The organism is Microbispora rosea (assembly GCF_900156315.1).
In the GTDB taxonomy this organism is placed as follows: Bacteria; Actinomycetota; Actinomycetes; order Streptosporangiales; family Streptosporangiaceae; genus Microbispora; species Microbispora rosea.
Genome location: NZ_FTNI01000034.1, coordinates 46,379 through 67,614 on the forward strand (window position 1 = coordinate 46,379; position 21,236 = coordinate 67,614).

Here is a 21,236-nt window from a genome sequence, read left to right on the forward strand (position 1 = left end):
CGAACCGGGGCCGAAGCCGCTGGTGCCGCTACCGAGGTGGCTACCAAACGGTATTACGGGGAACCCGTTAGGGTCCCCTGTGGGCGGGAAATGCCAGAACCGGCGCGAAAACTAGAGGGGATCGAGCAGTTGAGCAGCGCAAGCCTTGAGTGGAGTGATCTTGACCGGCAGGCGGTCGACGTCGTGCGAGCCCTGGCGATGGACGCCGTGGAGAAGGCGGGCTCGGGTCACCCCGGCACCGCGATGAGCCTCGCCCCCGCTGCCTACCTTCTTTTCCAGCGGGTCCTGCGTCATGACCCCTCGGATCCCAAGTGGACGGGACGAGACAGGTTCGTCCTTTCCTGCGGGCATTCGAGTCTGACGCTCTACATTCAGCTCTACCTGTCCGGCTACGGCCTGACCCTGGACGATCTCAAGGCGCTCCGGCAGTGGGGCAGCCTCACCCCGGGCCACCCCGAATACGGGCACACGGCCGGCGTGGAGACCACCACGGGTCCGCTCGGCCAGGGCGTCGGCAACGCGGTCGGCATGGCCATGGCGGCCCGCCGCGAGCGCGGCCTGTTCGACCCGGACGCCGCGCCCGGCGCCTCGCCGTTCGACCACATGATCTGGTGCTTCGCCTCCGAGGGCGACCTCGAGGAGGGCATCAGCCACGAGGTCAGCGCGCTCGCGGGTCACCAGAAGCTCGGCAACCTGGCCGTGGTCTTCGACTCCAACCACATCTCCATCGAGGACGACACCCAGATCGCCCTGTCGGAGGACATCGTCAAGCGCTACGAGGCGTACGGCTGGCACGTCCTGGAGGTCGACTGGACCACCACCGGGGAGTACAAGGAGGACGTCCAGGCGCTGTACGCCGCGCTTGAGGCGGCCCGCGCCGAGACCGACCGGCCGACGTTCATCAAGCTCCGCACGATCATCGGCTGGCCGGCGCCGAACAAGCAGAACACCGGCAAGATCCACGGCTCGGCCCTGGGCGCCGACGAGGTCGCCGCGACCAAGCGCGTCCTCGGCATGGACCCCGACAAGAGCTTCGCGGTCCCCTCCGAGGTGCTCGACCACGCGCGTGAGGTCGTCGAGCGCGGCCGGGCCCTGCGCGCGGAGTGGGACAAGGGCTACCAGAGCTGGCGCGAGGCCAACCCCGAGCGGGCGGAGCTGTTCGACCGGATCTCCAAGCGCAAGCTGCCGGAGGGCTGGGACAAGGCGCTGCCGACGTACGAGATCGGCTCGCAGGTCGCCACCCGCAAGGCGTCCGGCGAGGTGTTGAGCGCGCTCGCGCCGGTGCTGCCGGAGCTGTGGGGCGGCTCGGCCGACCTCGCGGAGTCCAACAACACCACCATGAAGGGCGAGCCGTCCTTCATCCCGGACGAGTACCAGACCAAGGAGTTCCCTGGGAACCGGTACGGCCGGACGCTGCACTTCGGCATCCGCGAGCACGGCATGGGCGCGATCCTGAACGGCATCGCGCTGCACAACGGCACCCGCCCCTACGGCGGCACGTTCCTGGTGTTCAGCGACTACATGCGGCCGTCGGTGCGGCTCGCCGCGCTGATGAAGCTGCCGGTGACCTACGTCTGGACGCACGACTCGATCGGTCTCGGCGAGGACGGCCCGACGCACCAGCCCATCGAGCACCTGTGGGCGCTGCGCGCGATCCCCGGCCTGGACGTCGTCCGTCCGGCCGACGCCAACGAGACGGCGTCCGCGTGGAAGGCCGTCCTCGAGCACGACGACCGCCCGGCGGGCCTCGCCCTGACCCGGCAGAACGTCCCCACCCTGGACGGCGCGGGCGACCCGGACGCCGTCGCGCGGGGCGGTTACGTCCTGCAGGACGCGTCCAACGGCCAGCCCGAGGTCGTGATCATCGGCACCGGCAGCGAGGTCCAGCTCGCCGTCGAGGCCCGCACGATCCTGGAGTCGCAGGGCATTCCGACCCGCGTGGTCTCGATGCCGTGCGTGGAGTGGTTCCGCGAGCAGGACGCCGCCTACAAGCAGACCGTGCTGCCCCCCGCCGTCAAGGCCCGGGTCGCGGTAGAGGCGGGAATCACGATGGGCTGGCGCGAGTTCGTGGGAGATGCGGGCGAGGTCCTGGGTCTCGAGCACTTCGGCGCCTCCGCCCCGTACAAGACGATCTACGAGCAGTTCGGCCTCACCGCCGAGCGCGTCGTCGCCGCCGCCAAGGCCAGCCTGGCCAAGACGGGCGCCGACAAGGGCGAGACGACCGGAAACTGAGGGACGAAGGATGAATGAGAATCTGAAGCGGCTGACGGACGCCGGAGTCTCCATCTGGCTCGACGACATCAGCCGGGAGCGGCTGCGCACCGGCAACCTCGCCGCCCTGATCCGCGACAAGAACGTGACAGGAGTCACCTCCAACCCCACGATCTTCGCCTCCGCGCTGAGCAAGGGCGACGCCTACGACGCGCAGCTGCGCGACCTCGCCACCCGCGGCGTGACGGTCGAGGAGGCCGTGCGGGCGATCACCACGTTCGACATCCGCTGGGCGGCCGACGTGCTGCGTCCGGTCTTCGACGCCACCCGCGGCGTCGACGGGCGCGTGTCGATCGAGGTGGACCCGCGCCTGGCCCGCAAGACCGAGGCGACGATCGCCGAGGCCCGCGCGCTGTGGTGGCTGGTCGACCGGCCCAACGTGCACATCAAGATCCCGGCGACCGTCGAGGGCCTGCCGGCGATCACCCAGGCCATCTCCGAGGGCATCAGCGTCAACGTCACGCTGATCTTCTCGCTGGAGCGGTACCGCCAGGTGATGGACGCCTGGCTGAGCGGGCTGGAGAAGGCGAAGGCCAACGGCCTCAACCTGGCCACGATCGAGTCGGTCGCGTCGTTCTTCGTCAGCCGCGTCGACACCGAGGTCGACAAGCGCCTCGACAAGATCGGCACGCCGGAGGCCGCCGAGCTGAAGGGCAAGGCCGGCGTGGCCAACGCCCGCCTGGCGTTCGCCGCGTACGAGGAGGTCATGAACTCGCCGCGCTGGCAGGCGCTGCGCGCGGCCGGCGCGCACCCGCAGCGCCCGCTGTGGGCCTCCACCGGCGTGAAGAACCCCGACTACCCCGACACCCTGTACGTGGAGCAGCTGGTCACGGCCGGGATCGTCAACACCATGCCGGAGAAGACCCTGGACTCCTCGGCCGACCACGGCCGGATCTCGGGCGACACGATCCGCCCCTTCTACCAGCAGGCGTGGGACGTCATGGCCTCGCTCAAGCAGGCCGGCATCGACTACGACGACGTCGTCCGCGCGCTGGAGGAGGAGGGCGTCGAGAAGTTCGAGACGTCCTGGAACGAGCTTCTCGAAACCGTCGACGGCGAGCTGCGGAAGGCCTGAGCTTCATGACAATCGAGGTGACCCTCGGCGACGAGGCGGACGCCGTCCAGGCGGTCAGGGACAAGCTCGTGGCCGAGGGGGTGCCCGCGGCCCTCGCCGCGGGCGACCCCGCCCTCTGGGGTCCGCAGGCGCAGTCCGAGGCCGCGATCCGGCTGGGCTGGCTCGGCCTGCACCGCGCCAGCAGGGAGCTGCTGCCGGAGATCGCCACGCTGGTGGAGCGGGCCCGCGCCGCGGGCCTCGACCACGTGGTGCTCGCCGGCATGGGCGGCTCCTCCCTGGCCCCCGAGGTGATCTGCGCCACCGAGGACGTGCCGCTGACCGTCCTCGACACGACCGACCCGCACCAGGTGCGGCGCGCGCTCGCCGACCGGCTCGACCGCACGATCGTGGTGGTGGCCAGCAAGAGCGGCGGCACGATCGAGACCGACAGCCACCGGCGCGTCTACGAGCAGGCGTTCCGCGACGCGGGGATCGACCCGGCCGAGCGGATCGTGGTCGTCACCGACCCCGGCTCGCCGCTGGAGCAGACGGCGATCGAGGCCGGATATCCGGTCGTGCTCGCCGACCCGAACGTGGGCGGCCGCTACAGCGCGCTCACCGCGTTCGGCCTGGTGCCGAGCGCCCTGGCGGGCGCCGACGTGGCCAAGCTGCTCGACGACGCCTCCGCCGTGGCGCCGCTGCTCGCGCAGGACGAGGGCAACCCGGGCCTGGAGCTCGGCGCGCTGCTCGGCGCGCGGGCGCTGCACGGGCGCGACAAGCTGATCCTGCGCGACTCGCCGTCCGACATCACCGGCCTGCCCGACTGGATCGAGCAGCTAATCGCCGAGTCGACCGGCAAGGAGGGCAAGGGCATCCTGCCCGTCGTCGGCGCCGAGGCGGCCGAGGCGGACGACCAGTTCCTCGTCACGATCGGGTCCGACAGCGGCACGACCGTCGACGGCCCGCTGGGCGCGCAGTTCCTCGTCTGGGAGTACGCCACGGCGGTCGCCGGCCGGGTGCTCGGGATCAACCCGTTCGACCAGCCGAACGTCGCCGAGTCGAAGGAGAACACCACCCGGATTCTGCAGGAGGCCGGGGACGGCCCGCTGCCGACCGGCACCCCGATGCTCACCGACGGCCCGGTCGAGGTGTACGGCGACCTGCCGGGCGACCTGAAGAACCTGGCCGACGTCCTCACCTGGCTGCTGCGCGCGATCCCCGAGCGCGGCTACCTGGCGATCATGGCGTACCTCGACCGCGAGGCCGCGTTCGACGCGGCGGTCGTCGGCGAGGCGTCCTTCGAGGAGATGACCGACACCTGGGCGAGCGCCGACGTCGCGACGCTGCGGGCGCTGCTCGACTACCGCACCGACCACGCGGTCACGTTCGGCTGGGGCCCGCGCTTCCTGCACTCCACCGGCCAGTACCACAAGGGCGGTCCGGCCTCGGGCGTGTTCCTGCAGATCACCGGGGCGGTGACCGACGACGTCGAGGTTCCCGGCAAGCCCTACACTCTGGGCAGGCTGCAGCTCGCGCAGGCGCTGGGCGACCTGGGAGCCCTGACGTCCCGTGGCAGGCCGGCCGTGCGCCTGCACCTCACCGATCGCGTCGCCGGGGTCAGGCACCTGCTCTCCGTGGCGGAGGAGCTCTGACCATGCGATGCGTTACTGGCGAAGGGCCCGTCCGCAAGGAGGACACATGACGGAGCAACAGGAGCCGCAGGCCCCCGCCGACGACGCCCGGCAGGCGGGAGACGAGCTGCCGCAGCAGGTCGTGGAGGATCTGACGGCCGCCGAGCGGGCGGTCCTGGCCGCCGCTCAGGCCGCCACGACCGCGACCACCGAGCTGACCGTGGCCGCCAACCCGCTGCGCGACCCGCGCGACCGGCGCCTGCCTCGCGTCGCCGGGCCGTGCGTGCTCGTGCTGTTCGGCGTCACCGGCGACCTCGCCAAGCGCAAGCTGCTGCCGGCGATCTACGACCTGGGGAACCGGGGGCTGCTGCCCCCGGGCTTCTCCCTGGTCGGTTTCGCCCGCCGCGACTGGGCGCACGAGGACTTCGCCCAGGTCACGTACGAGGCGGTCAAGGAGCACGCGCGGACGCCGTTCCGCGAGGAGGTCTGGAAGCAGCTCAGCGAGGGCATCCACTTCTGCCCGGGCGAGTTCGGCGACGACGGCGCCTTCGACGTGCTCGCCATGATGCTGAAGGAGATCGACGAGACCCGGGGCACGGGCGGCAACTACGCCTTCTACCTCTCGGTCCCGCCGAAGTTCTTCCCGCTCGTGATCGAGCAGCTCAAGCGGACGAACCTGGCCAAGGCCCCCGATGGCTCCTGGCGCCGGGTCGTCATCGAGAAGCCGTTCGGGCACGACCTGAAGAGCGCCCAGGAGCTCAACGCGATCACCAGCGCGGTGTTCCCCGAGAGCTCGGTCTTCCGGATCGACCACTACCTCGGCAAGGAGACCGTCCAGAACATCCTGGCGCTCCGCTTCGCCAACACCCTGTACGAGCCGATCTGGAACCGCGGCTACGTCGACCACGTGCAGATCACGATGGCCGAGGACATCGGCATCGGCGGCCGGGCCGGCTACTACGACGGCATCGGCGCGGCCCGTGACGTGATCCAGAACCACCTGCTCCAGCTCCTCGCGCTGGTCGCGATGGAGGACCCCACGTCCTTCGACGCCGACGCGCTGCGCCGGGAGAAGGAGAAGGTGCTGCGGGCCGTCAAGCTGCCCGCCGACCTGGCCACCGGCACCGCCCGCGGTCAGTACGTCCGGGGCTGGCAGGGCGGCGAGCCCGTCGTCGGCTACCTGGAGGAGCAGGGCATCTCCCCCGACTCCGCCACGGAGACGTACGCCGCGGTGAAGCTCGAGGTGGCCAACCGCCGGTGGGCCGGGGTGCCGTTCTACCTGCGTACCGGCAAGCGGCTCAGCCGCCGCATGACCGAGGTGGCCGTCGTCTTCCAGCGGGCGCCGCACCTGCCGTTCAGCAAGGACGACACCGAGATCCTCGGGCACAACGCGCTGGTCATCCGTGTCCAGCCGGACGAGGGCATCACGGTGCGCTTCGGCTCCAAGGTGCCGGGCACGGCCATGGAGGTCAGGGACGTCAACATGGACTTCGCCTACGGCGAGTCGTTCATGGAGTCCTCCCCCGAGGCGTACGAGCGGCTGCTGCTCGACGTGCTCATCGGCGATCCGCCGCTGTTCCCGCACCAGCGGGAGGTGGAGCTGTCGTGGAACATCCTCGACCCGATCGAGGAGTTCTGGGCCTCCCAGGGCCAGCCCGAGGGGTACGCGTCCGGCTCCTGGGGTCCCGCCTCGGCCGACGCCATGCTGGCCAGGGACGGACGCGCCTGGAGGCGGCTGTGAGCGTGGCTGAGAGCGCGCCCGTCAGCGCGGCGCGTCTGGGGTGGAGCGAGCGGAGAGCGGTGTGACGACCTTCAACCTGACCGAGACGACCGCGTCGAAGATCTCCTCGACGCTCACCCGCCTGCGGCACCAGATGGGCGCGCCCGCCGTCGGCATGGTGCTGACCCTCGTGGTGGTGGTGGACGAGGCGGGGCAGTACGACGCCCTGCGCGCGGCCACCGACGCGGCGCGCGAGCACCCCTCGCGCATCCTGATAGTGATCAACCGCGACCCGGCCGAGCCCAACCGGCTGGACGCGGAGATCCGCGTGGGCGAGTCGGCCCCGGGCGAGGTCGTGCTGCTGCGCCTGTACGGCGAGCTGACCCAGCACGCCGACTCGGTGATCACGCCGCTGCTGCTCACCGACACGCCGGTGGTGGTGTGGTGGCCGGGCGAATGCCCGGAGATTCCCGCCAAGCACCCGGTCGGGCATCTGGGCAGCCGCCGGATCATGGACGCCAGGTCGGCCGCGGACGCGGTCGCCGCGATCTCCTCGCGGGCCGGTACCTACGTCCCCGGCGACACCGACCTGGCCTGGACCCGGCTCACGCCGTGGCGCAGCCTGCTGGCCGCCGCCTTCGACCAGCCCATGGGGAAGATCACCGGGGGTGTGGTGGAGGCCGCGCCGGGCAACCCTAGCGCGCCGCTGCTGGCCGCCTGGCTGTGCGACCGGCTGGAGGCGCCGATCCAGATCGCCGAGTCCGGCGGTCCCGGCCTGACGGGCGTGCGGCTGTCGATCGAAGGCGGCGGCGAGCTGACGGTGAGCAGGACCGACGCCAGGCTCGCCACGCTGTCGCGGCCCGGCAACCCCGACCGGCGGGTCGCCCTGGCCCGCAGGCCGACCTCGGAGCTGCTGGCCGAGGAACTGCGCAGGCTCGACCCCGACGACATCTACGCCGCCTCGATCCGCCGCCTGGCGGAGATGAAGGGGCGGGGACGGTCGTGACCGGTGTTCCCACCGTCATCGTCCACCGCGACGCCGAACTGCTGGCCCAGGCCGTGGCCGCCCGCCTCATCACGCGGCTGGTGGACACGCAGGCGGCCCGCGGTTCCGCGCACCTGGTGCTGACCGGCGGCACCGTGGGCATCGCGACGCTGGCCGCCCTCGCGGGGACGGCGGCGCACGACGCCATCGACTGGCGGGCGCTCGACATCTGGTGGGGCGACGAGCGGTTCCTGCCGGCCGGTCATCCCGAGCGCAACGAGACCGGGGCGCGGCAGGCCCTGCTCGACCACGTCGACGTGGACCCGGCCCGGGTGCACCCGATGCCCGGCCCCGACTCGGGGATGACCGCCGAGGAGGCCGCCGACGCCTACGCGGTGGAGCTGGCCAAGGCGGCCAGGCCGGAGGACCACGGGCCGGTGCCCTCGTTCGACGTGCTGCTGCTCGGCATGGGGCCCGACGGCCACGTGGCCTCGCTGTTCCCCGGCCAGCCGGCCGTCTACGAGGAGGAGCGGCCGGTCGTGTCCGTGCACGGCTCCCCCAAGCCGCCGCCGACCCGGGTGTCGCTGACGTTCCCCGCCCTGCGGGCCGCCAGGGAGGTCTGGGTCGTCGCGGCGGGCGAGGAGAAGGCGCAGGCGGTCAGGATGGCGCTGTCCGACGCCGGACCGTTCCAGGTGCCGGCCGCGGGCGCGCGCGGGCGGCAGGGCACGCTGTTCCTGCTCGACCGCGCCGCCGCGCACAAGATCCCGCCGTCGCTGGGGCGGATCGCCTCCCCCTGACGGAAGATCACGACGGAACGGCCGGGCCGGGGCACACGCCCCGCCCGGCCGTTCCGGTATGAGATGTCACCACGGTGAGGCAGCGTCGCCCCTTGTGAGACGTCACCGCGCCGGCCGGACGCTCCGGTCCTCGCGAAGCCCGCTCCGCCGGGCGTTCGCTGCGGGCCTCCCTCCCTCCCGCCCGCTCCGCTCCTCCCCACCGGGCCTTCACTACCGGGGGCCTGATCGGGCCTCGTCGAGGGCGGCGCGGGCCTCGTCCACGCGTGCGCGCGCCGAGCGGGCGGCGCGTTCGGCGTTCGCCTCCTCCCGGCGGGCGACCTCCAGCCGGTGTACGGCCGCGTTCAGCCTGTCCTTGGCCTTGGCCAGCTTGGCCGTCAGCGCCTCGACCTTGGCCGTGCGCCGCTCGTGCTCGCGTTCGGCCTCCGTCCGCTCGGCCTCCCAGTCGGCACGGCCCCGCTGCGCCACCTGCGCGGCCCGCTCGGCCTCGGCGAGGGCGTTCTGCAGTTCCGCGATGCGGCGTTCGCGCTCCGCCTTGCGGGCCTTCTCGCGTTCCTCCTCGGCGGCCCGGCGTTCGGGCTCGCGCCCGGCCTCGGACGGCGCCGCGACGGTCTTCCCGCCGCCCTTCGCCGCACGCGGCTTGGGCTCGGCCTTCGCGGTCCGGGCGGGGGCGGGCCGTACGACGGGGGCGGGGGTGAAGCCGCTGTAACTGAGGGGGCGGGTCAGGCGGCCCCGGCGCACCTGCTCGGCCGCGTCCTCGTCCACCACGGCGGCGTCGAGGGTCTGCTCGATCTCCAGGTCGGCGGACGGGGACAACGGATGCCCTGCCGCCTCGGCGGCCTCCCGTACGGCCCGGATGAGGCGGGAGATGAGCGGGGTGCGTCCGCGGCCCGCCTCGGCCAGCGCGTCGGCGTCCTGGGCCTGCCACGCCTCCCGCAGCCGCCGGCCCAGATCGAGCAGCGGATCCAGTTCCCCTTCACGCCGGGACGACTGGTTGATCGCCCAGGCGACCACGGTGGGCTTGCGCAGCGCCTTGATCCGCTTGGCCAGCGCGCCGTCACCGCCGGCTTTCGCCTCCTTGGCGAGCGCGTCGCGGGCCGCGGTGAACTCCTCGGGTATCACGCCGTAGAGCCGGTCGGCCGCCTCGTCGAAATCCACAGACCACCTGTACCTGAATTCCCCGCCACGCTCCACCGCCACCGGCGATGTCTTTCAACCGCCGATCCTCTCCACAACCAGGAGAACGCCGACGATGACCATTCCGGCGCCGGACAGCCGTCCCACGGCCCGTGCCGTCACGGGCCGGGAAATCAGAATCGTCCGTGTCACCGAGCCGAGGGCGAAATAGAACACGGCGCAGGTGACCATGAACACCAGGCCCAGGACACCCATCTGGACGGGCATCGGCCAGTCTCGGTCAGGGCTGGTGAACTGCGGGAGCAGGGCGACGAATATGAGCAGGCCCTTGGGGTTGAGTCCGCTGACTCCGGCGCCCCGCGCGAGCGTCGCCCAGCCCGTCTTCGCCCGTGCCCGCGACTCCACAGGCGTGACGACGGGCCCGGAAGGCGAGGCGGCCGCCCGTGCGCCCTGCCACACCAGGTAGCCGCCGCCGAGGACGGTCAGCGCCGTGAGCGCCGCGGGATTCTCCGCGACCAGGGCGCCGACGCCGGCCGCGACGACGACGGTCATGCCCGCGTAGCCGAGCACGAGGCCGGCCACGGCCGGGGCGACGGATTCGCCGCGCAGTCCCGCGCCGAGAGTGAACGCCCAGTCCGCTCCCGGCACGACGATGAGCAGCAGGGCGACGCCGAAGAAAGCGGCGATGGAGCCGACGGGCATGGGATCTCTCCTCGGAGAACGAATTCTGCGAGGAAACTACCTGCGAACAGCCGGGAAATGGTGCCGACTTCTTGCACGTACCGGCACCGGAATAGAAGGATCCACCTCGTGGACGCCATCGACCGGAAAATCCTTGCCGTGCTGCAGGAAGACGGCCGCCTCACTGTCACCGAACTCGCCGCACGCGTCGGGCTGAGCGTGTCGCCCTGCCACCGCAGGCTTCGCGAACTGGAGCGCGCCAAGATCATCCGCGGCTACCGGGCGATCGTCGACCCCGAAGCCGTCGGGCTGCCCTTCCAGGCTCTCGTCTTCGTGACGATGCGGCAGGAAGACCGCGACACTCTCCTGGGCTTCGAGAAGGCCGTCGCCGAGATCCCCGAGGTCGTCCAGGCGCAACGCCTGTTCGGCGACCCCGACTACCTTCTCCGCGTCCTCACCGCCGACCTCGCCGCCTATCAACGCCTGGAAGACGACCACCTCGCCACGCTTCCCGGCATCCAGCGGCTGACATCCACCCTCGTCATGAAACAGGTCGTCGGCAGCCGCCCGGTGCTCGGTCCCGGACGGTGAGCGAGGGCCGGCCACGGCGACCCGTCCTGGTCCGATGCCCTGAGCTACACCGGACCAGGAGGATCACCCGTGAGGACGTCAGCTCGGGGATGCCGTCGCCATCACGCCCACGGCGATCCGCCCCTCCATCACACCGGGGTCCTCGGTGTGGGAGAGCGTCGCGCCGAGGGAGCTCAAGAGCCTGCGCATGCGCGTGTTGTCGTACAGGAGGGTCGCCCGCACCTCGGCGAAGCCGAGGTCCCTGGCCTGGGCGAGGAGCATGCGGGCCAGCCGGCCGCCGAGCCCCCGGCCCTGCCAGCGGTCCTCCACGAGGAAGGCGATCTCCGCGATGCCCGGGTCCGCGGTGAACATCAACGATGCGAGCGCGACGACCTGGCCGTCGTGCCCCGCGACGAGCGAGTGGCCGCGGGCCCGGTCGCACAACCGGTCGAACATGCGCGGCGGCAGGGTGGGGTTGGCGGTGAAGTAGCGGAACCTGCGGGTCTCGGGTGAGCAGCGCTCGTGCAGGTCGCGCAGCGCCTCGCGGTAGAGCGAGGTGAGCGGCTTGACCTGCACCTCAGCGCCGTCGGCGAGCCGCACCGGCCCCTCGGCCGCGGACGGCTCCGCCGGCGGCTGTGCCAGCCTCACCATCGCGGCGGCGCGGGCCGCCTCGGTCAGGGTGAACGGGAGCCCGGAGCGGCGCAGCCGGATCGACCGCCGCGGCGCCACGGGAACCACGAGCAGGGTCGGGTCGGGCAGTTCCAGAGCCTCCCCCTCGATTCGGTCGCCGTCCTCGCTACGCGACTGTGCTGCGCTCGCGCCGTACACCCAGCGGGCGTCGTCGGCGCGCAGCAGTTCGCCCAGGATCTCCGGCAGGCGCCAGGGGGCCGAGCGCAGCCGGGCGGCGAGCAGCAGCGTACGCGTCGGCTCGTCGGTCAGTTCGTGGGCGGTGGCGGGCACGATCCGCACCCGCCGCCCGCCCGCGGCCTCCAGCGCCTCGCGTACGGCCTCGGGGGAGGCGGGGATGTCCGTGACGAACTCGTCGACCGTGCCGTCGGTGTCGGGCTGCACCGACAGGCCCAGGATGTTGCCTCCCTTGTCGGCCAGGGCGGTCGCCAGCGACGCCAGCCGCCCGGGCCGCTCGTCCACGGTCGTACGGATCCGGAAGAATCCCATCGCTACCCGCTCCCCTCCGTTGCGCTGGTCTTCAGCGTGCCGGAGCGCTGTTACACGCCTGCTACACGGCGGTGAGCCGATCGTTTCCTGTCGATGCGCCATGTTACGACTACGGTTATCCGCATGTGTTCCGCTGAATCTCCACGGCATCCGTCGCCGAATGGCGAGGCAAGCACGGATATAGCAGGATGTGCGCCATGACCGCTCCTCTGTCCCCCGGTTTCGTCAACGGTGAGGTGTCCTTCTGGTATCGGTCACTGGGGGTGCCCGCGCCCGGAGAGCCCCTGGGCGGCGACCTGCAGGCCGACGTGGCCGTGGTCGGCGCGGGCTACACCGGGCTGTGGACCGCCTACTACCTGAAGAAGGCCGACCCGTCGCTGCGGGTCGTCGTGCTGGAGAAGCAGTTCGCCGGGTTCGGCGCGTCGGGACGCAACGGCGGCTGGCTGACCGGCGCGCTGGCCGGTTCACCCGAGCGGTACGCGAAGACCCACGGACGGGACGGGGCCAGGCGGCTGCAGCGCGCCATGTTCGAGGCCGTCGACGAGGTCATCCGCGTCGCCGGCGAAGAGGGCATCGACGCGGACATCGTCAAGGGCGGCCTGCTCACCGTCGCCCGCGGCCCGGCGCAGGACCTGCGGCTGCGCGAGGAGCTGACGGGCCAGCGCGCCTGGGGCTGGGACGCCGCCGACGTCCGGCTGCTGACCCGCGACGAGATGGACGACCGGCTGCGGGTCGCGGGAGCAACCGGGGCCACCTGGAGCCCGCACTGCGCCAGGATCCAGCCGGCCAAGCTCGTCCGCGGCCTCGCGCGGGCCGTACGGGACCTGGGCGTCGAGATCTGCGAACAGACCCCCGTCACCGAGATCGCGCCCGGCCGGGCCGTCACGCCGTACGGGACCGTGCGGGCGGACCACGTGCTGCGCTGCACCGAGGGATTCACGGCCACCATCGCCGGTCACCACCGCGACTGGCTGCCCATGAACAGCTCCATGATCGTCACCGAGCCGCTGCCCGAGGGGGTCTGGGCGGAGATCGGCTGGCAGGGCCGTGAGCTGCTCGGCGACATGGCGCACTACTACATGTACGCCCAGCGGACGGCCGACGACCGCATCGCCTTCGGCGGGCGCGGCCGGCCCTACCTGTACGGGTCGAGGGTCGACGAGCGGGGGCGCACGCACGACTGGACCGTGGACGCCCTGTGGGACCTGCTGGTCTCCTTCTTCCCCGCCGTCGCGGGGTCGAGGGTGGAGCACGCCTGGTCGGGCGTGCTCGGCGTGCCGCGCGACTGGTGCTCGGCCGTCCACGTGGACCCGGCGACCGGTCTCGGCTGGGCGGGCGGCTACACGGGCCACGGCGTCACCACCACCAACCTCGCCGGGCGCACGCTGTGCGACCTGGTGCTGCGCCGCGACACCGAGCTGACCCGGATGCCGTGGGTGGACCGGCGGGTGCGCGCCTGGGAGCCCGAGCCCCTGCGCTGGCTCGGCGTCCACTCGATGTACCGTCTCTACCGCCTGGCCGACGCCCGGGAGCGCAGGGGCATGACCAGGACGTCCGTACTGGCCAGGATCGCCGACAAGATCACTGGGCACTGAAAGGCTGATTTGTGAGCTCCTCCCTCCTGTTCCGCGGCGGCCGCGCCTTCGTCCCCGGCGGGTTCGCCGAGGCGGTCCTCGTCCGCGACGGCGTCATCGCCGCCGTGGGCGCCGAATCCGACCTCGTACGGCTGGCGCCGGACGCCGAGCCGGTGGACCTCGGCGGCGGCCTGCTGACGCCGGGGTTCACCGACGCCCACATCCACCCCGTGCAGGCGGGGCTGGAGCGGGCCAAGTGCGACCTGGCCGAGGTGTACGGGCTCGACGCCTACACCGCGAAGATCGCCGCCTATGCCGCCGGGAATCCGGGCAAGGAGTGGATCGACGGCGGCGGCTGGGACATGTCGGCCTTCCCCGGCGGCCTCCCCCACCGGTCCCAGCTCGACTTCCTCGACCGGCCGGCGTACTTCGTGCAGCGCGACCACCACGCCGCCTGGGTCAACACGCGGGCTCTGGAGCTCGCCGGCATCACGAAGGACACCCCCGACCCCGCGGACGGTCGCATCGAGCGCGACCCGGACGGCACGCCGAGCGGCGTGCTGCACGAGGGAGCCATGGACCTCGTGGGCCTGCTCACCCCCCGCCCGACCCCGGCGGACGTCGACGCCGCCTTGATGGACGCGCAGGCCCACCTGTTCTCTCTGGGCATCACCGGCTGGCAGGACGCCATCGTCGGGTCGTACGCCGGGTCGGACGACCAGCTGCCCACCTACATCTCCGCGGCCTCCTCCGGGCGGCTGAAGGCGCGCGTGGTCGGCGCCCTGTGGTGGGACCGCGCGCAGGGCGCCGAGCAGATCCCGAGCCTGGTCGAACGGCGCGCGTCCGCCGCGGGCCTGGACCGGTTCCGCGCCACCTCGATCAAGATCATGCAGGACGGCATCCCGGAGAACTTCACCGCCGCCGTCATCGAGCCCTACTGCCGCTGCGGCGGCACCGGCCTGTCGTACATCGACCCGGCCCTGCTCGGCGGATACGTCAAGGAGCTCGACGCCCTGGGCTTCCAGGTGCACTTCCACGCCATCGGCGAGCGGGCCGTGCGCGAGGCGCTCGACGCGCTGACCGGCACCGACCCCGCCAACCGGCACCACATCGCACACGTGCAGATCATCACGCCGCAGGACGTGCCCCGCTTCGCCGAGCTCGGCGTGACGGCCAACCTCCAGGCACTGTGGGCCACCCACCACCTGCAGATGGACGAGCTCTGCATCCCCTACCTCGGCGAGGAGCGCGCCTCCTGGCAGTACCCCTTCGCCGACCTCGTACGGCACGGCACCCGCTTCGCCGGGGGCTCGGACTGGCCGGTCTCCTCGGCGAACCCCCTGGAGGCCATGCACGTGGCGGTCAACCGCACCGAGCCGGGCGGTTCCGTCCACGCGACGTACCCCACGGCCCAGACCCCGTTCCTGCCCGAGCAGAGCCTCGACCTGCGGACCATCATGACGGCCTACACCGAGGGCTCGGCCTGGATCAACCGCTCCCCCGCCGGGGTGATCGAGGAGGGCCGCCCGGCCGACCTCGTCGTGCTCGACCGCGACCCCTTCGCCCTCGATCCCAAGGACATCTGGACGACCGAGGTCGTCATGACGTTCCTCGACGGCGAGCCGGTGCACGGGTGACCGGGACGAACGCCTCCGGGTGAACCTCAGGCGGGCCGGCCGCCCGCGTCATGCGGGGTGCTCGGCGCACAGGCAGCCGACGCCCTTCTCGATCCATTCCCGGCCGGCCCACTCCGGGTGCCGCTCGATCATGACGGCCCTGACCTCTTCGACGATCGTCTGCTCGCCCACGGCCGAGTCCCGCCGCGCCCAGGTCTCGTCGCGCAGCAGTTCGAGGTAGTCGCGGACGTCGGCGAGCAGCTGCGGGCCGCCGACGTCGCCGTGGCCCGGCACCACCACCCGCGGCGACGCGCCGGCCAGCCGCCGCATCACGCTGATCCACCGGGTGCCGGACACGTCGGTGTCGTGCGGGGGGAACCAGGGGAAGATGGCGAACTGCCCGGCCTCCACGAGATCGCCGGTGAACATCACCCCGGCGTCGGGGACGGTGATCACCTGGTCGCCCCTGCTGTGCGCCCGGCCCGTGGCGAGCAGCCGCACCACCCGGCCGCCCAGGTCGAGGTCGTACGCGTCGTCGTAGACGACGTCCGGGGTGGCGATCTCGACGCCCTCCAGCTGTCGCGCGACCGGTTCGCCGAGCCCTCTGAACATGTCGAGGTAGGCGGCCCCCTTCGCCGCCAGGTCCTCGGCCTGCGCCCGGTTGACCAGGAACGTCGCCTGCCCGGCGAACACCTGCGCCCCGAACGCGTGCTCGGGGTGGAAGTGCGTCGTGGTCAGGTACAGCCTGCGGCCCGCCGCGTACTCCGCCGCGAACCCGAGCACGGTCTCGGCGTTGCGCGGGCCCATTCCGGTCTCGACGACCAGCACGGAGTGCGTGCCGCCGATGACCCCGATGTTGGGCACCAGCTGCACCCGGCGATTGGGGATCACCACCAGGTCGCGGGCGAGCTCCCGCACCTCCTCGATCCGTACGACGGGCTCGGGCAGCACGTGTTCCGACATGACGTCCGCTCCTCGGAAAGACTGACAATCGGGCCGCTCCAGTCCATTACGGGATGTTCCGCAGCGTCCAACACCGGTTGCGCACGCCCGATACCGTGCCGGTATCGTCGCCGGTGATGGATCTACGCTCGCTGCGCTACTTCGTGGCGGTCGCCGAGGAGCGTCACTTCGGGCGGGCCGCCGCACGCCTCCACATGACCCAGCCGCCGCTGAGCCGCGCCGTCCGGCAACTGGAGACCGACCTCGGCGCCCTCCTGCTGCACCGGTCGCCCACCGGCGTCACGCCGACCGCCGCCGGCGCCGCGCTCTACGACGAGGCACGCGCACTGCTGGAGCAGGCCGAACGGGTGCGCGCCCGGGTCGCCGCCGCGGCCGGCGCCGCCACCCTGACCATCGGCACTCTCGCGGACAGCGCCGAACAAGCCGGAGCCCAGATCGCCGCGGCCTTCCGCCGGCGTCATCCCGCAGTCCGGGTCCGCGTCCGTGAGGCCGACTTCACCGATCCGACCACGGGCCTTCGGGCCGGCCTCGTCGACGTCGCGCTCACCAGGGAGCCGTTCGACGACACCGGGATCACCACCCGCCTGCTGCGCTCCGACCCCATGGGGGTGGTCCTGCGGGCCGACGATCCGCTCGCCCGCCGCGAGATGCTGCGGCTGAGCGATCTCGCCGATCGCCCCTGGTTCCGCCTGCCCGACGGCACCGATCCCGTCTGGCGCGCCTACTGGAACGCCGTCACGCCCGGCGGCGAGCTCAGGGACGGCCCGGTGGTGCGCACCGTCCACGAGTGCCTGCAGGCCGTCTTGTGGAACGGCACGGTCGGGCTGGCGCCGGCGGCCCACGCGCTGCCCGAGGGGCTCACGTCGGTGCCGCTGGCCGACATGCCGCCCAGCCGCCTCGTCCTCGCCTGGAACAGCGCCGACGCCAACCCGCTGATCCGCTCGTTCACCCACATCGCCACGGCTGTGTACCGCTCCGCGAACCGGGAGCCGGCGCATCCGTGACGGCCCTGCGGGCCCTGAGCGGCGGGTGCGCAGCCGAGGCACGTCCAGGCGCACATGGCGTGAAGACGGACGCAGTGCATCGCGCCCCGCTCACACTCGCCGATGTCCACGGCACGACCGACGCGGGAAAAACGTCAGGGCCCTTCCCCGCCGGCAGCGGGGAAGGGCCCTGACCGAGAAGCCCTCAGTAGATCGGGCGGGAGGAGGAGCGCAGCCGCTCCAGCGCCTCGGCGAGGATCTGCGCGCCGTCCTTGTCGCTGCGACGCTCCTTCACGTACGCGAGGTGCGTCTTGTACGGCTCGTTCTTCGGCGGAGCAGGCGGGCTCGACTGGTCCTGCCCGGCCGGCAGCCCGCACCGCGGGCAGTCCCAGAACTCGGGGACGGCCGCGTCGCTGGCGAAGCTCGGGCGCGTCTCGTGCATGTTCGCGCACCAGAACGAGACCCGCACACGGGGGGCGGCCTCGCCGCGTTCGGCCTCTCCCATGGGGCCGGCGCCGACTCGGCTGCCACGGATCGCGTTGCCACTACCCACCGATGAACTCCTTGCTCGATCGCCCCGCGGACGGGGGGAGGTGAATCTCTGTCACGCGTGGCCGGAGGCCGTCCGCTACGGCTTGAGCAGCAGGCCCAGCGCGATGATGCAGACGAACCAGACGATGCCGGTGATGATGGTGAGGCGGTCCAGGTTGCGCTCCACCACCGACGAACCGCCGAAGGAGGACGAGAACCCGCCTCCGAACAGGTCGGACAGGCCGCCGCCCTTGCCCTTGTGGAGCAGGACGAGCAGCACCATCAGAGCGCTCGACAGGATGAGGGCGATGGAGATTCCGATTGTCACCGTAGACCTGTTCCTATGTCCGGGCGTGCACGACGCGTGTGCACGATGCCATCGGCGTGACGATTCAATTGTGTTCTTCGAGGGTACGTCCTGGTGTCAAGTCGCACCCCCTAAACGGCTCAGCTAGCCGGCGGTCTCGCCAAATCGGCAGATCTTGGCGAATTCTCCCGCGTCGAGGCTGGCCCCTCCCACGAGAGCGCCGTCGATGTCGGCCTCCGCCATGATGCCGGCGACGTTGCCCGACTTCACCGAGCCACCGTAAAGGATACGGACAACAGAGGCCACATCGTCACCGTAAAGCTCGGCGAGTCGCGTCCTGATTGCGCCGCACACCTCCTGGGCGTCCTTCGGCGTGGCGACCTCGCCGGTGCCGATCGCCCAGACCGGCTCATAAGCGATCACGATGGTCTTCACCTGCTCGGCGGGCACGCCCTCCAGCGCACCGTCGAGCTGCGCCAGCGTGTGCTCGACGTGGCGGCCCTCCTGGCGCACCGGCAGCCCCTCGCCGATGCACAGGATGGGCGTCAGCGAGTGCCGGAAGGCGGCCTTGACTTTGGCGTTGCACAGCGCCTCGGCCTCGCCGTGGTACTCCCGCCGCTCCGAGTGCCCCACCAGCACGTACGTGCAGCCGAGCTTGCTCAGCATGCTCCCGCAGATCTCCCCGGTGTACGCCCCGGAGTCATGCGCCGACAGGTCCTGCGCGCCGTAGACGATGCGGAGCTTGTCGGCGTCCACGAGCGTCTGCACGCTGCGCAGGTCGGTGAACGGCGGGATGACCGCGACATCCGCCTTGTCGTAGTCGCGGTCGGTCAGCGTGAACGCCAGCTTCTGCACCAGGTTGATGGCCTCGAGGTGGTTGAGGTTCATCTTCCAGTTGCCGGCGAACAGCGGCTTGCGAGCCATCTACTCCTCCAGCGCCGCGAGTCCGGGCAGCGTCTTGCCTTCGAGGTACTCGAGGCTCGCGCCGCCACCGGTGGAAATGTGCGAGAAGCCGTCCTCGGGCAGGCCGAGCCTGCGCACGGCCGCCGCCGAGTCGCCGCCGCCGACCACGGTGAACGCCTTGGAGTTCACCAGCGCCTCGGCCACCGCACGGGTGCCGCCGGAGAACGCGTCGAACTCGAACACGCCCATCGGGCCGTTCCAGAACACGGTCTGGGCGTCGGCCAGCTTCGAGGCGAACAGCTCCCGGGTGCGGGGGCCGATGTCCAGGCCCTCGCGGTCGGCCGGGATCGCGGTGGTGTCCACGACCTCGTATGGCGCGTCGGCGCCGAACTCGGTGGCGGCCAGCACGTCCACCGGCAGCACCAGCTCGACCCCGCGCGAGGCCGCCTCTTCGAGGAAGCCCTTGACCTGGTCGATCTGGTCCTCCTGCAGCAGCGACTTGCCGACCTCGTGCCCCTGGGACTTCAGGAACGTGTAGGCCATGCCGCCGCCGATGAGCAGGCGGTCCACCTTGGACAGCAGGTTCGCGATCACGCCGAGCTTGTCGGAGACCTTCGCGCCGCCCAGCACGACGACGTACGGCCTGGCCGGGTCCTCGGTGAGCTTGCGCAGCACCTCGACCTCGGCGAGGACCAGGTCGCCCGCCGCGTGCGGCAGCCGCTTGGGCAGGTCGTAGACGCTGGCGTGCTTGCGGTGCACCGCGCCGAAGCCGTCGCCGACGTAGAGCTCGGCGAGGGCGGCCAGCTTGCCGGCGAACTCGCTCCTGACCGCGTCGTCCTTGGACTCCTCGCCCGGCTCGAAGCGCAGGTTCTCCAGGAGGGCGACCTGCCCGTCCTGCAGGCCCGCCACCACGCTCTGCGCGGACTCGCCGACCACGTCGGTGGCGAACGCCACGTCCTCGCCGAGCAGCTCGGCCAGCCGCCGGGAGACCGGGGCGAGCGAGTACTTCGGCGTGACGGAGCCCTTGGGACGGCCGAGGTGGGCGGCGACGACGACCTTCGCGCCGCGCTCGACCAGCTTCTTGATCGTGGGCACCGACGCGCGAATGCGACCGTCGTCGGTGATCGTCTCCCCGTCGAGGGGGACGTTGAGGTCGGCGCGCACGAACACGCGCCGGCCCTTCACGTCGAGCTCGTCGATCCCGATCATCAGAGGGAGGCGCCCACGTACTCGATGAGGTCGACGAGGCGGTTGGAGTAGCCCCACTCGTTGTCGTACCAGCCGACGACCTTGACCTGGTTGCCGATGACCTTGGTGAGGCCGGCGTCGAAGATGCAGGACGACGGGTCGGTGACGATGTCGCTGGAGACGATCTCGTCCTCGGTGTAGCTGAGGTAGCCCTTGAGGTAGCCCTCGGCGGCGGCCTTGAGCGCGGCGTTGACCTCCTCGACGGTGGTCTCGCGGCCGACCTCGACCGTGAGGTCGGTGGCCGAGCCCGTCGGGATCGGCACGCGCAGCGCGTAGCCGTCGAGCTTGCCCTTCAGCTCCGGCAGGACCAGGCCGATGGCCTTGGCGGCGCCGGTGGAGGTCGGGACGATGTTCAGCGCGGCGGCGCGGGCGCGGCGCAGGTCCTTGTGCGGGCCGTCCTGCAGGTTCTGGTCCTGCGTGTAGGCGTGGATGGTGGTCATCAGACCCTTCTCGATACCGAAGGTGTCGTTGATGACCTTGGCCATCGGGGCCAGGCAGTTGGTGGTGCAGGAGGCGTTGGAGATGATCGTGTGAGCGGCCGCGTCGTACTTCTCGTGGTTCACGCCCATGACGATCGTGACGTCTTCGTTCTTCGCCGGAGCGGAGATGATGACCTTCTTCGCGCCGTTGTCGGCGTGCACCTTGGCCTTGGTGGCGTCGGTGAACAGACCGGTCGACTCGACGACGACGTCCACGCCGAGGTCGCCCCAGGGCAGCTTGGCGGGGTCGCGCTCGGCGAACGCCTTGATCGCCTTGCCGTCAACGGTGATCTCGTCCGCCGAGGCCTTCACCTCGTACGGCAGGCGGCCCAGGATGCTGTCGTACTTCAGCAGGTGGGCCAGCGTGGCGTTGTCGGTGAGGTCGTTGACGGCGACGACCTCGATGTCCTTGCCGCTGGCCGCCACAGCGCGCCAGAAGTTGCGGCCGATACGGCCGAAGCCGTTGACGCCTACGCGGATGCTCACGGATCCGATCTCCTCGTACGTCGTGCGCCGGGTACCGGCGCCAGGGCTGTGTTAAACCTCAATGACAGACCTTATCGGACCCAAATTGGTGTAGACCACCGGGCCACGCTTTGACGGCGTGTAAGGC

At 71.5% G+C, this 21,236-nt stretch carries 19 protein-coding genes; 10 read left to right on the top strand and 9 right to left on the bottom strand.

The window, feature by feature from the left end; genetic code table 11:
- Positions 1–90 precede the first annotated feature (90 nt).
- From tkt to pgl, 6 genes are all read left to right on the top strand, one after another.
- Positions 91–2,232, top strand: coding sequence for a transketolase (gene tkt / locus BXA11_RS34810; RefSeq protein WP_076441440.1), 2,142 nt, complete (start codon positions 91–93; stop codon positions 2,230–2,232).
- 10 nt (positions 2,233–2,242) lie between these two features.
- Positions 2,243–3,346 (top strand): transaldolase, encoded by a 1,104-nt coding sequence (gene tal / locus BXA11_RS34815; RefSeq protein WP_076441443.1) that lies wholly within the window; start codon positions 2,243–2,245, stop codon positions 3,344–3,346.
- Positions 3,347–3,351: 5 nt separating this feature from the next.
- Positions 3,352–4,977: a glucose-6-phosphate isomerase gene (locus BXA11_RS34820; protein ID WP_076441445.1), complete on the top strand. Its 1,626-nt coding sequence runs from the start codon at positions 3,352–3,354 to the stop codon at positions 4,975–4,977.
- A 46-nt stretch (positions 4,978–5,023) separates the two neighbouring features.
- Complete coding sequence (zwf, locus tag BXA11_RS34825) at positions 5,024–6,697, top strand: glucose-6-phosphate dehydrogenase (RefSeq protein ID WP_083744797.1); 1,674 nt, start codon at positions 5,024–5,026, stop codon at positions 6,695–6,697.
- Positions 6,698–6,758: 61 nt separating this feature from the next.
- Positions 6,759–7,682 carry a glucose-6-phosphate dehydrogenase assembly protein OpcA gene (locus BXA11_RS34830; RefSeq protein ID WP_076441447.1) on the top strand — a complete coding sequence of 308 codons (924 nt, stop codon included), beginning with the start codon at positions 6,759–6,761 and terminating at the stop codon, positions 7,680–7,682.
- Positions 7,679–8,458 carry a 6-phosphogluconolactonase gene (gene pgl / locus BXA11_RS34835; protein ID WP_030507313.1) on the top strand — a complete coding sequence of 260 codons (780 nt, stop codon included), beginning with the start codon at positions 7,679–7,681 and terminating at the stop codon, positions 8,456–8,458. Before BXA11_RS34830 ends, pgl begins: the two co-directional genes overlap by 4 nt.
- Positions 8,459–8,668: 210 nt before the next feature.
- On the opposite strand, the gene BXA11_RS34840 is transcribed toward pgl, so the two are convergent.
- Positions 8,669–9,613 carry a hypothetical protein gene (locus BXA11_RS34840; RefSeq protein ID WP_076441449.1) on the bottom strand — a complete coding sequence of 315 codons (945 nt, stop codon included), beginning with the start codon at positions 9,611–9,613 and terminating at the stop codon, positions 8,669–8,671.
- Between the two features lie 54 nt (positions 9,614–9,667).
- Positions 9,668–10,294, bottom strand: a complete 627-nt coding sequence (locus tag BXA11_RS34845; RefSeq protein WP_076441452.1) for a LysE family translocator — start codon at positions 10,292–10,294, stop codon at positions 9,668–9,670.
- 108 nt (positions 10,295–10,402) lie between these two features.
- On the opposite strand from BXA11_RS34845, the gene BXA11_RS34850 reads away from it, so the two are divergent.
- Positions 10,403–10,864: an Lrp/AsnC family transcriptional regulator gene (locus BXA11_RS34850; protein ID WP_030507316.1), complete on the top strand. Its 462-nt coding sequence runs from the start codon at positions 10,403–10,405 to the stop codon at positions 10,862–10,864.
- A gap of 78 nt (positions 10,865–10,942) precedes the next feature.
- On the opposite strand, the gene BXA11_RS34855 is transcribed toward BXA11_RS34850, so the two are convergent.
- A complete protein-coding gene (locus tag BXA11_RS34855; protein ID WP_076441454.1) occupies positions 10,943–12,019 on the bottom strand; it encodes a GNAT family N-acetyltransferase in 1,077 nt (358 codons plus the stop codon).
- A gap of 197 nt (positions 12,020–12,216) precedes the next feature.
- Between BXA11_RS34855 and BXA11_RS34860 the strand changes: the two genes are divergently transcribed.
- Positions 12,217–13,614, top strand: a complete 1,398-nt coding sequence (locus BXA11_RS34860; protein ID WP_076441457.1) for an NAD(P)/FAD-dependent oxidoreductase — start codon at positions 12,217–12,219, stop codon at positions 13,612–13,614.
- 11 nt (positions 13,615–13,625) lie between these two features.
- Positions 13,626–15,230 carry an amidohydrolase gene (locus tag BXA11_RS34865; RefSeq protein ID WP_076441460.1) on the top strand — a complete coding sequence of 535 codons (1,605 nt, stop codon included), beginning with the start codon at positions 13,626–13,628 and terminating at the stop codon, positions 15,228–15,230.
- A gap of 48 nt (positions 15,231–15,278) precedes the next feature.
- Here BXA11_RS34865 and BXA11_RS34870 read toward each other — a convergent pair whose 3' ends face one another.
- On the bottom strand, positions 15,279–16,172 hold the full coding sequence (locus BXA11_RS34870; RefSeq protein ID WP_076441463.1) for an MBL fold metallo-hydrolase: 894 nt from the start codon (positions 16,170–16,172) through the stop codon (positions 15,279–15,281).
- A gap of 116 nt (positions 16,173–16,288) precedes the next feature.
- Here BXA11_RS34870 and BXA11_RS34875 point away from each other — a divergent pair, with 116 nt between their 5' ends.
- Complete coding sequence (locus BXA11_RS34875) at positions 16,289–17,176, top strand: LysR family transcriptional regulator (RefSeq protein WP_076441466.1); 888 nt, start codon at positions 16,289–16,291, stop codon at positions 17,174–17,176.
- 184 nt (positions 17,177–17,360) lie between these two features.
- On the opposite strand, the gene BXA11_RS34880 is transcribed toward BXA11_RS34875, so the two are convergent.
- From BXA11_RS34880 to gap, 5 genes are all read right to left on the bottom strand, one after another.
- Entirely contained in the window at positions 17,361–17,708 is a 348-nt protein-coding gene (locus BXA11_RS34880) for an RNA polymerase-binding protein RbpA (protein ID WP_076441469.1), read from the bottom strand.
- 75 nt (positions 17,709–17,783) lie between these two features.
- Positions 17,784–18,014 carry a preprotein translocase subunit SecG gene (gene secG / locus BXA11_RS34885; protein ID WP_076441471.1) on the bottom strand — a complete coding sequence of 77 codons (231 nt, stop codon included), beginning with the start codon at positions 18,012–18,014 and terminating at the stop codon, positions 17,784–17,786.
- A gap of 123 nt (positions 18,015–18,137) precedes the next feature.
- Positions 18,138–18,917, bottom strand: a complete 780-nt coding sequence (tpiA, locus tag BXA11_RS45075; protein WP_076441474.1) for a triose-phosphate isomerase — start codon at positions 18,915–18,917, stop codon at positions 18,138–18,140.
- Entirely contained in the window at positions 18,918–20,105 is a 1,188-nt protein-coding gene (locus BXA11_RS45080; protein ID WP_030507325.1) for a phosphoglycerate kinase, read from the bottom strand.
- Positions 20,105–21,109 (bottom strand): type I glyceraldehyde-3-phosphate dehydrogenase, encoded by a 1,005-nt coding sequence (gap, locus tag BXA11_RS34900; RefSeq protein ID WP_030507326.1) that lies wholly within the window; start codon positions 21,107–21,109, stop codon positions 20,105–20,107. The genes BXA11_RS45080 and gap overlap by 1 nt, the downstream gene beginning before the upstream one ends.
- Positions 21,110–21,236: the final 127 nt, after the last annotated feature.

Excerpts from the sequence above, each read along its gene's own strand:
- tkt (WP_076441440.1), top strand. The coding sequence starts at position 91 with ATGCCAGAACCGGCGCGAAAACTAGAGGGGATCGAGCAGTTGAGCAGC.
- tal (WP_076441443.1), top strand. The coding sequence starts at position 2,243 with ATGAATGAGAATCTGAAGCGGCTGACGGACGCCGGAGTCTCCATCTGG.
- BXA11_RS34820 (WP_076441445.1), top strand. The coding sequence starts at position 3,352 with ATGACAATCGAGGTGACCCTCGGCGACGAGGCGGACGCCGTCCAGGCG.
- zwf (WP_083744797.1), top strand. The coding sequence starts at position 5,024 with ATGACGGAGCAACAGGAGCCGCAGGCCCCCGCCGACGACGCCCGGCAG.
- BXA11_RS34845 (WP_076441452.1), bottom strand. The coding sequence starts at position 10,294 with ATGCCCGTCGGCTCCATCGCCGCTTTCTTCGGCGTCGCCCTGCTGCTC.
- BXA11_RS34855 (WP_076441454.1), bottom strand. The coding sequence starts at position 12,019 with ATGGGATTCTTCCGGATCCGTACGACCGTGGACGAGCGGCCCGGGCGG.
- BXA11_RS34860 (WP_076441457.1), top strand. The coding sequence starts at position 12,217 with ATGACCGCTCCTCTGTCCCCCGGTTTCGTCAACGGTGAGGTGTCCTTC.
- BXA11_RS34870 (WP_076441463.1), bottom strand. The coding sequence starts at position 16,172 with ATGTCGGAACACGTGCTGCCCGAGCCCGTCGTACGGATCGAGGAGGTG.
- BXA11_RS34875 (WP_076441466.1), top strand. The coding sequence starts at position 16,289 with ATGGATCTACGCTCGCTGCGCTACTTCGTGGCGGTCGCCGAGGAGCGT.
- tpiA (WP_076441474.1), bottom strand. The coding sequence starts at position 18,917 with ATGGCTCGCAAGCCGCTGTTCGCCGGCAACTGGAAGATGAACCTCAAC.
- BXA11_RS45080 (WP_030507325.1), bottom strand. The coding sequence starts at position 20,105 with ATGATCGGGATCGACGAGCTCGACGTGAAGGGCCGGCGCGTGTTCGTG.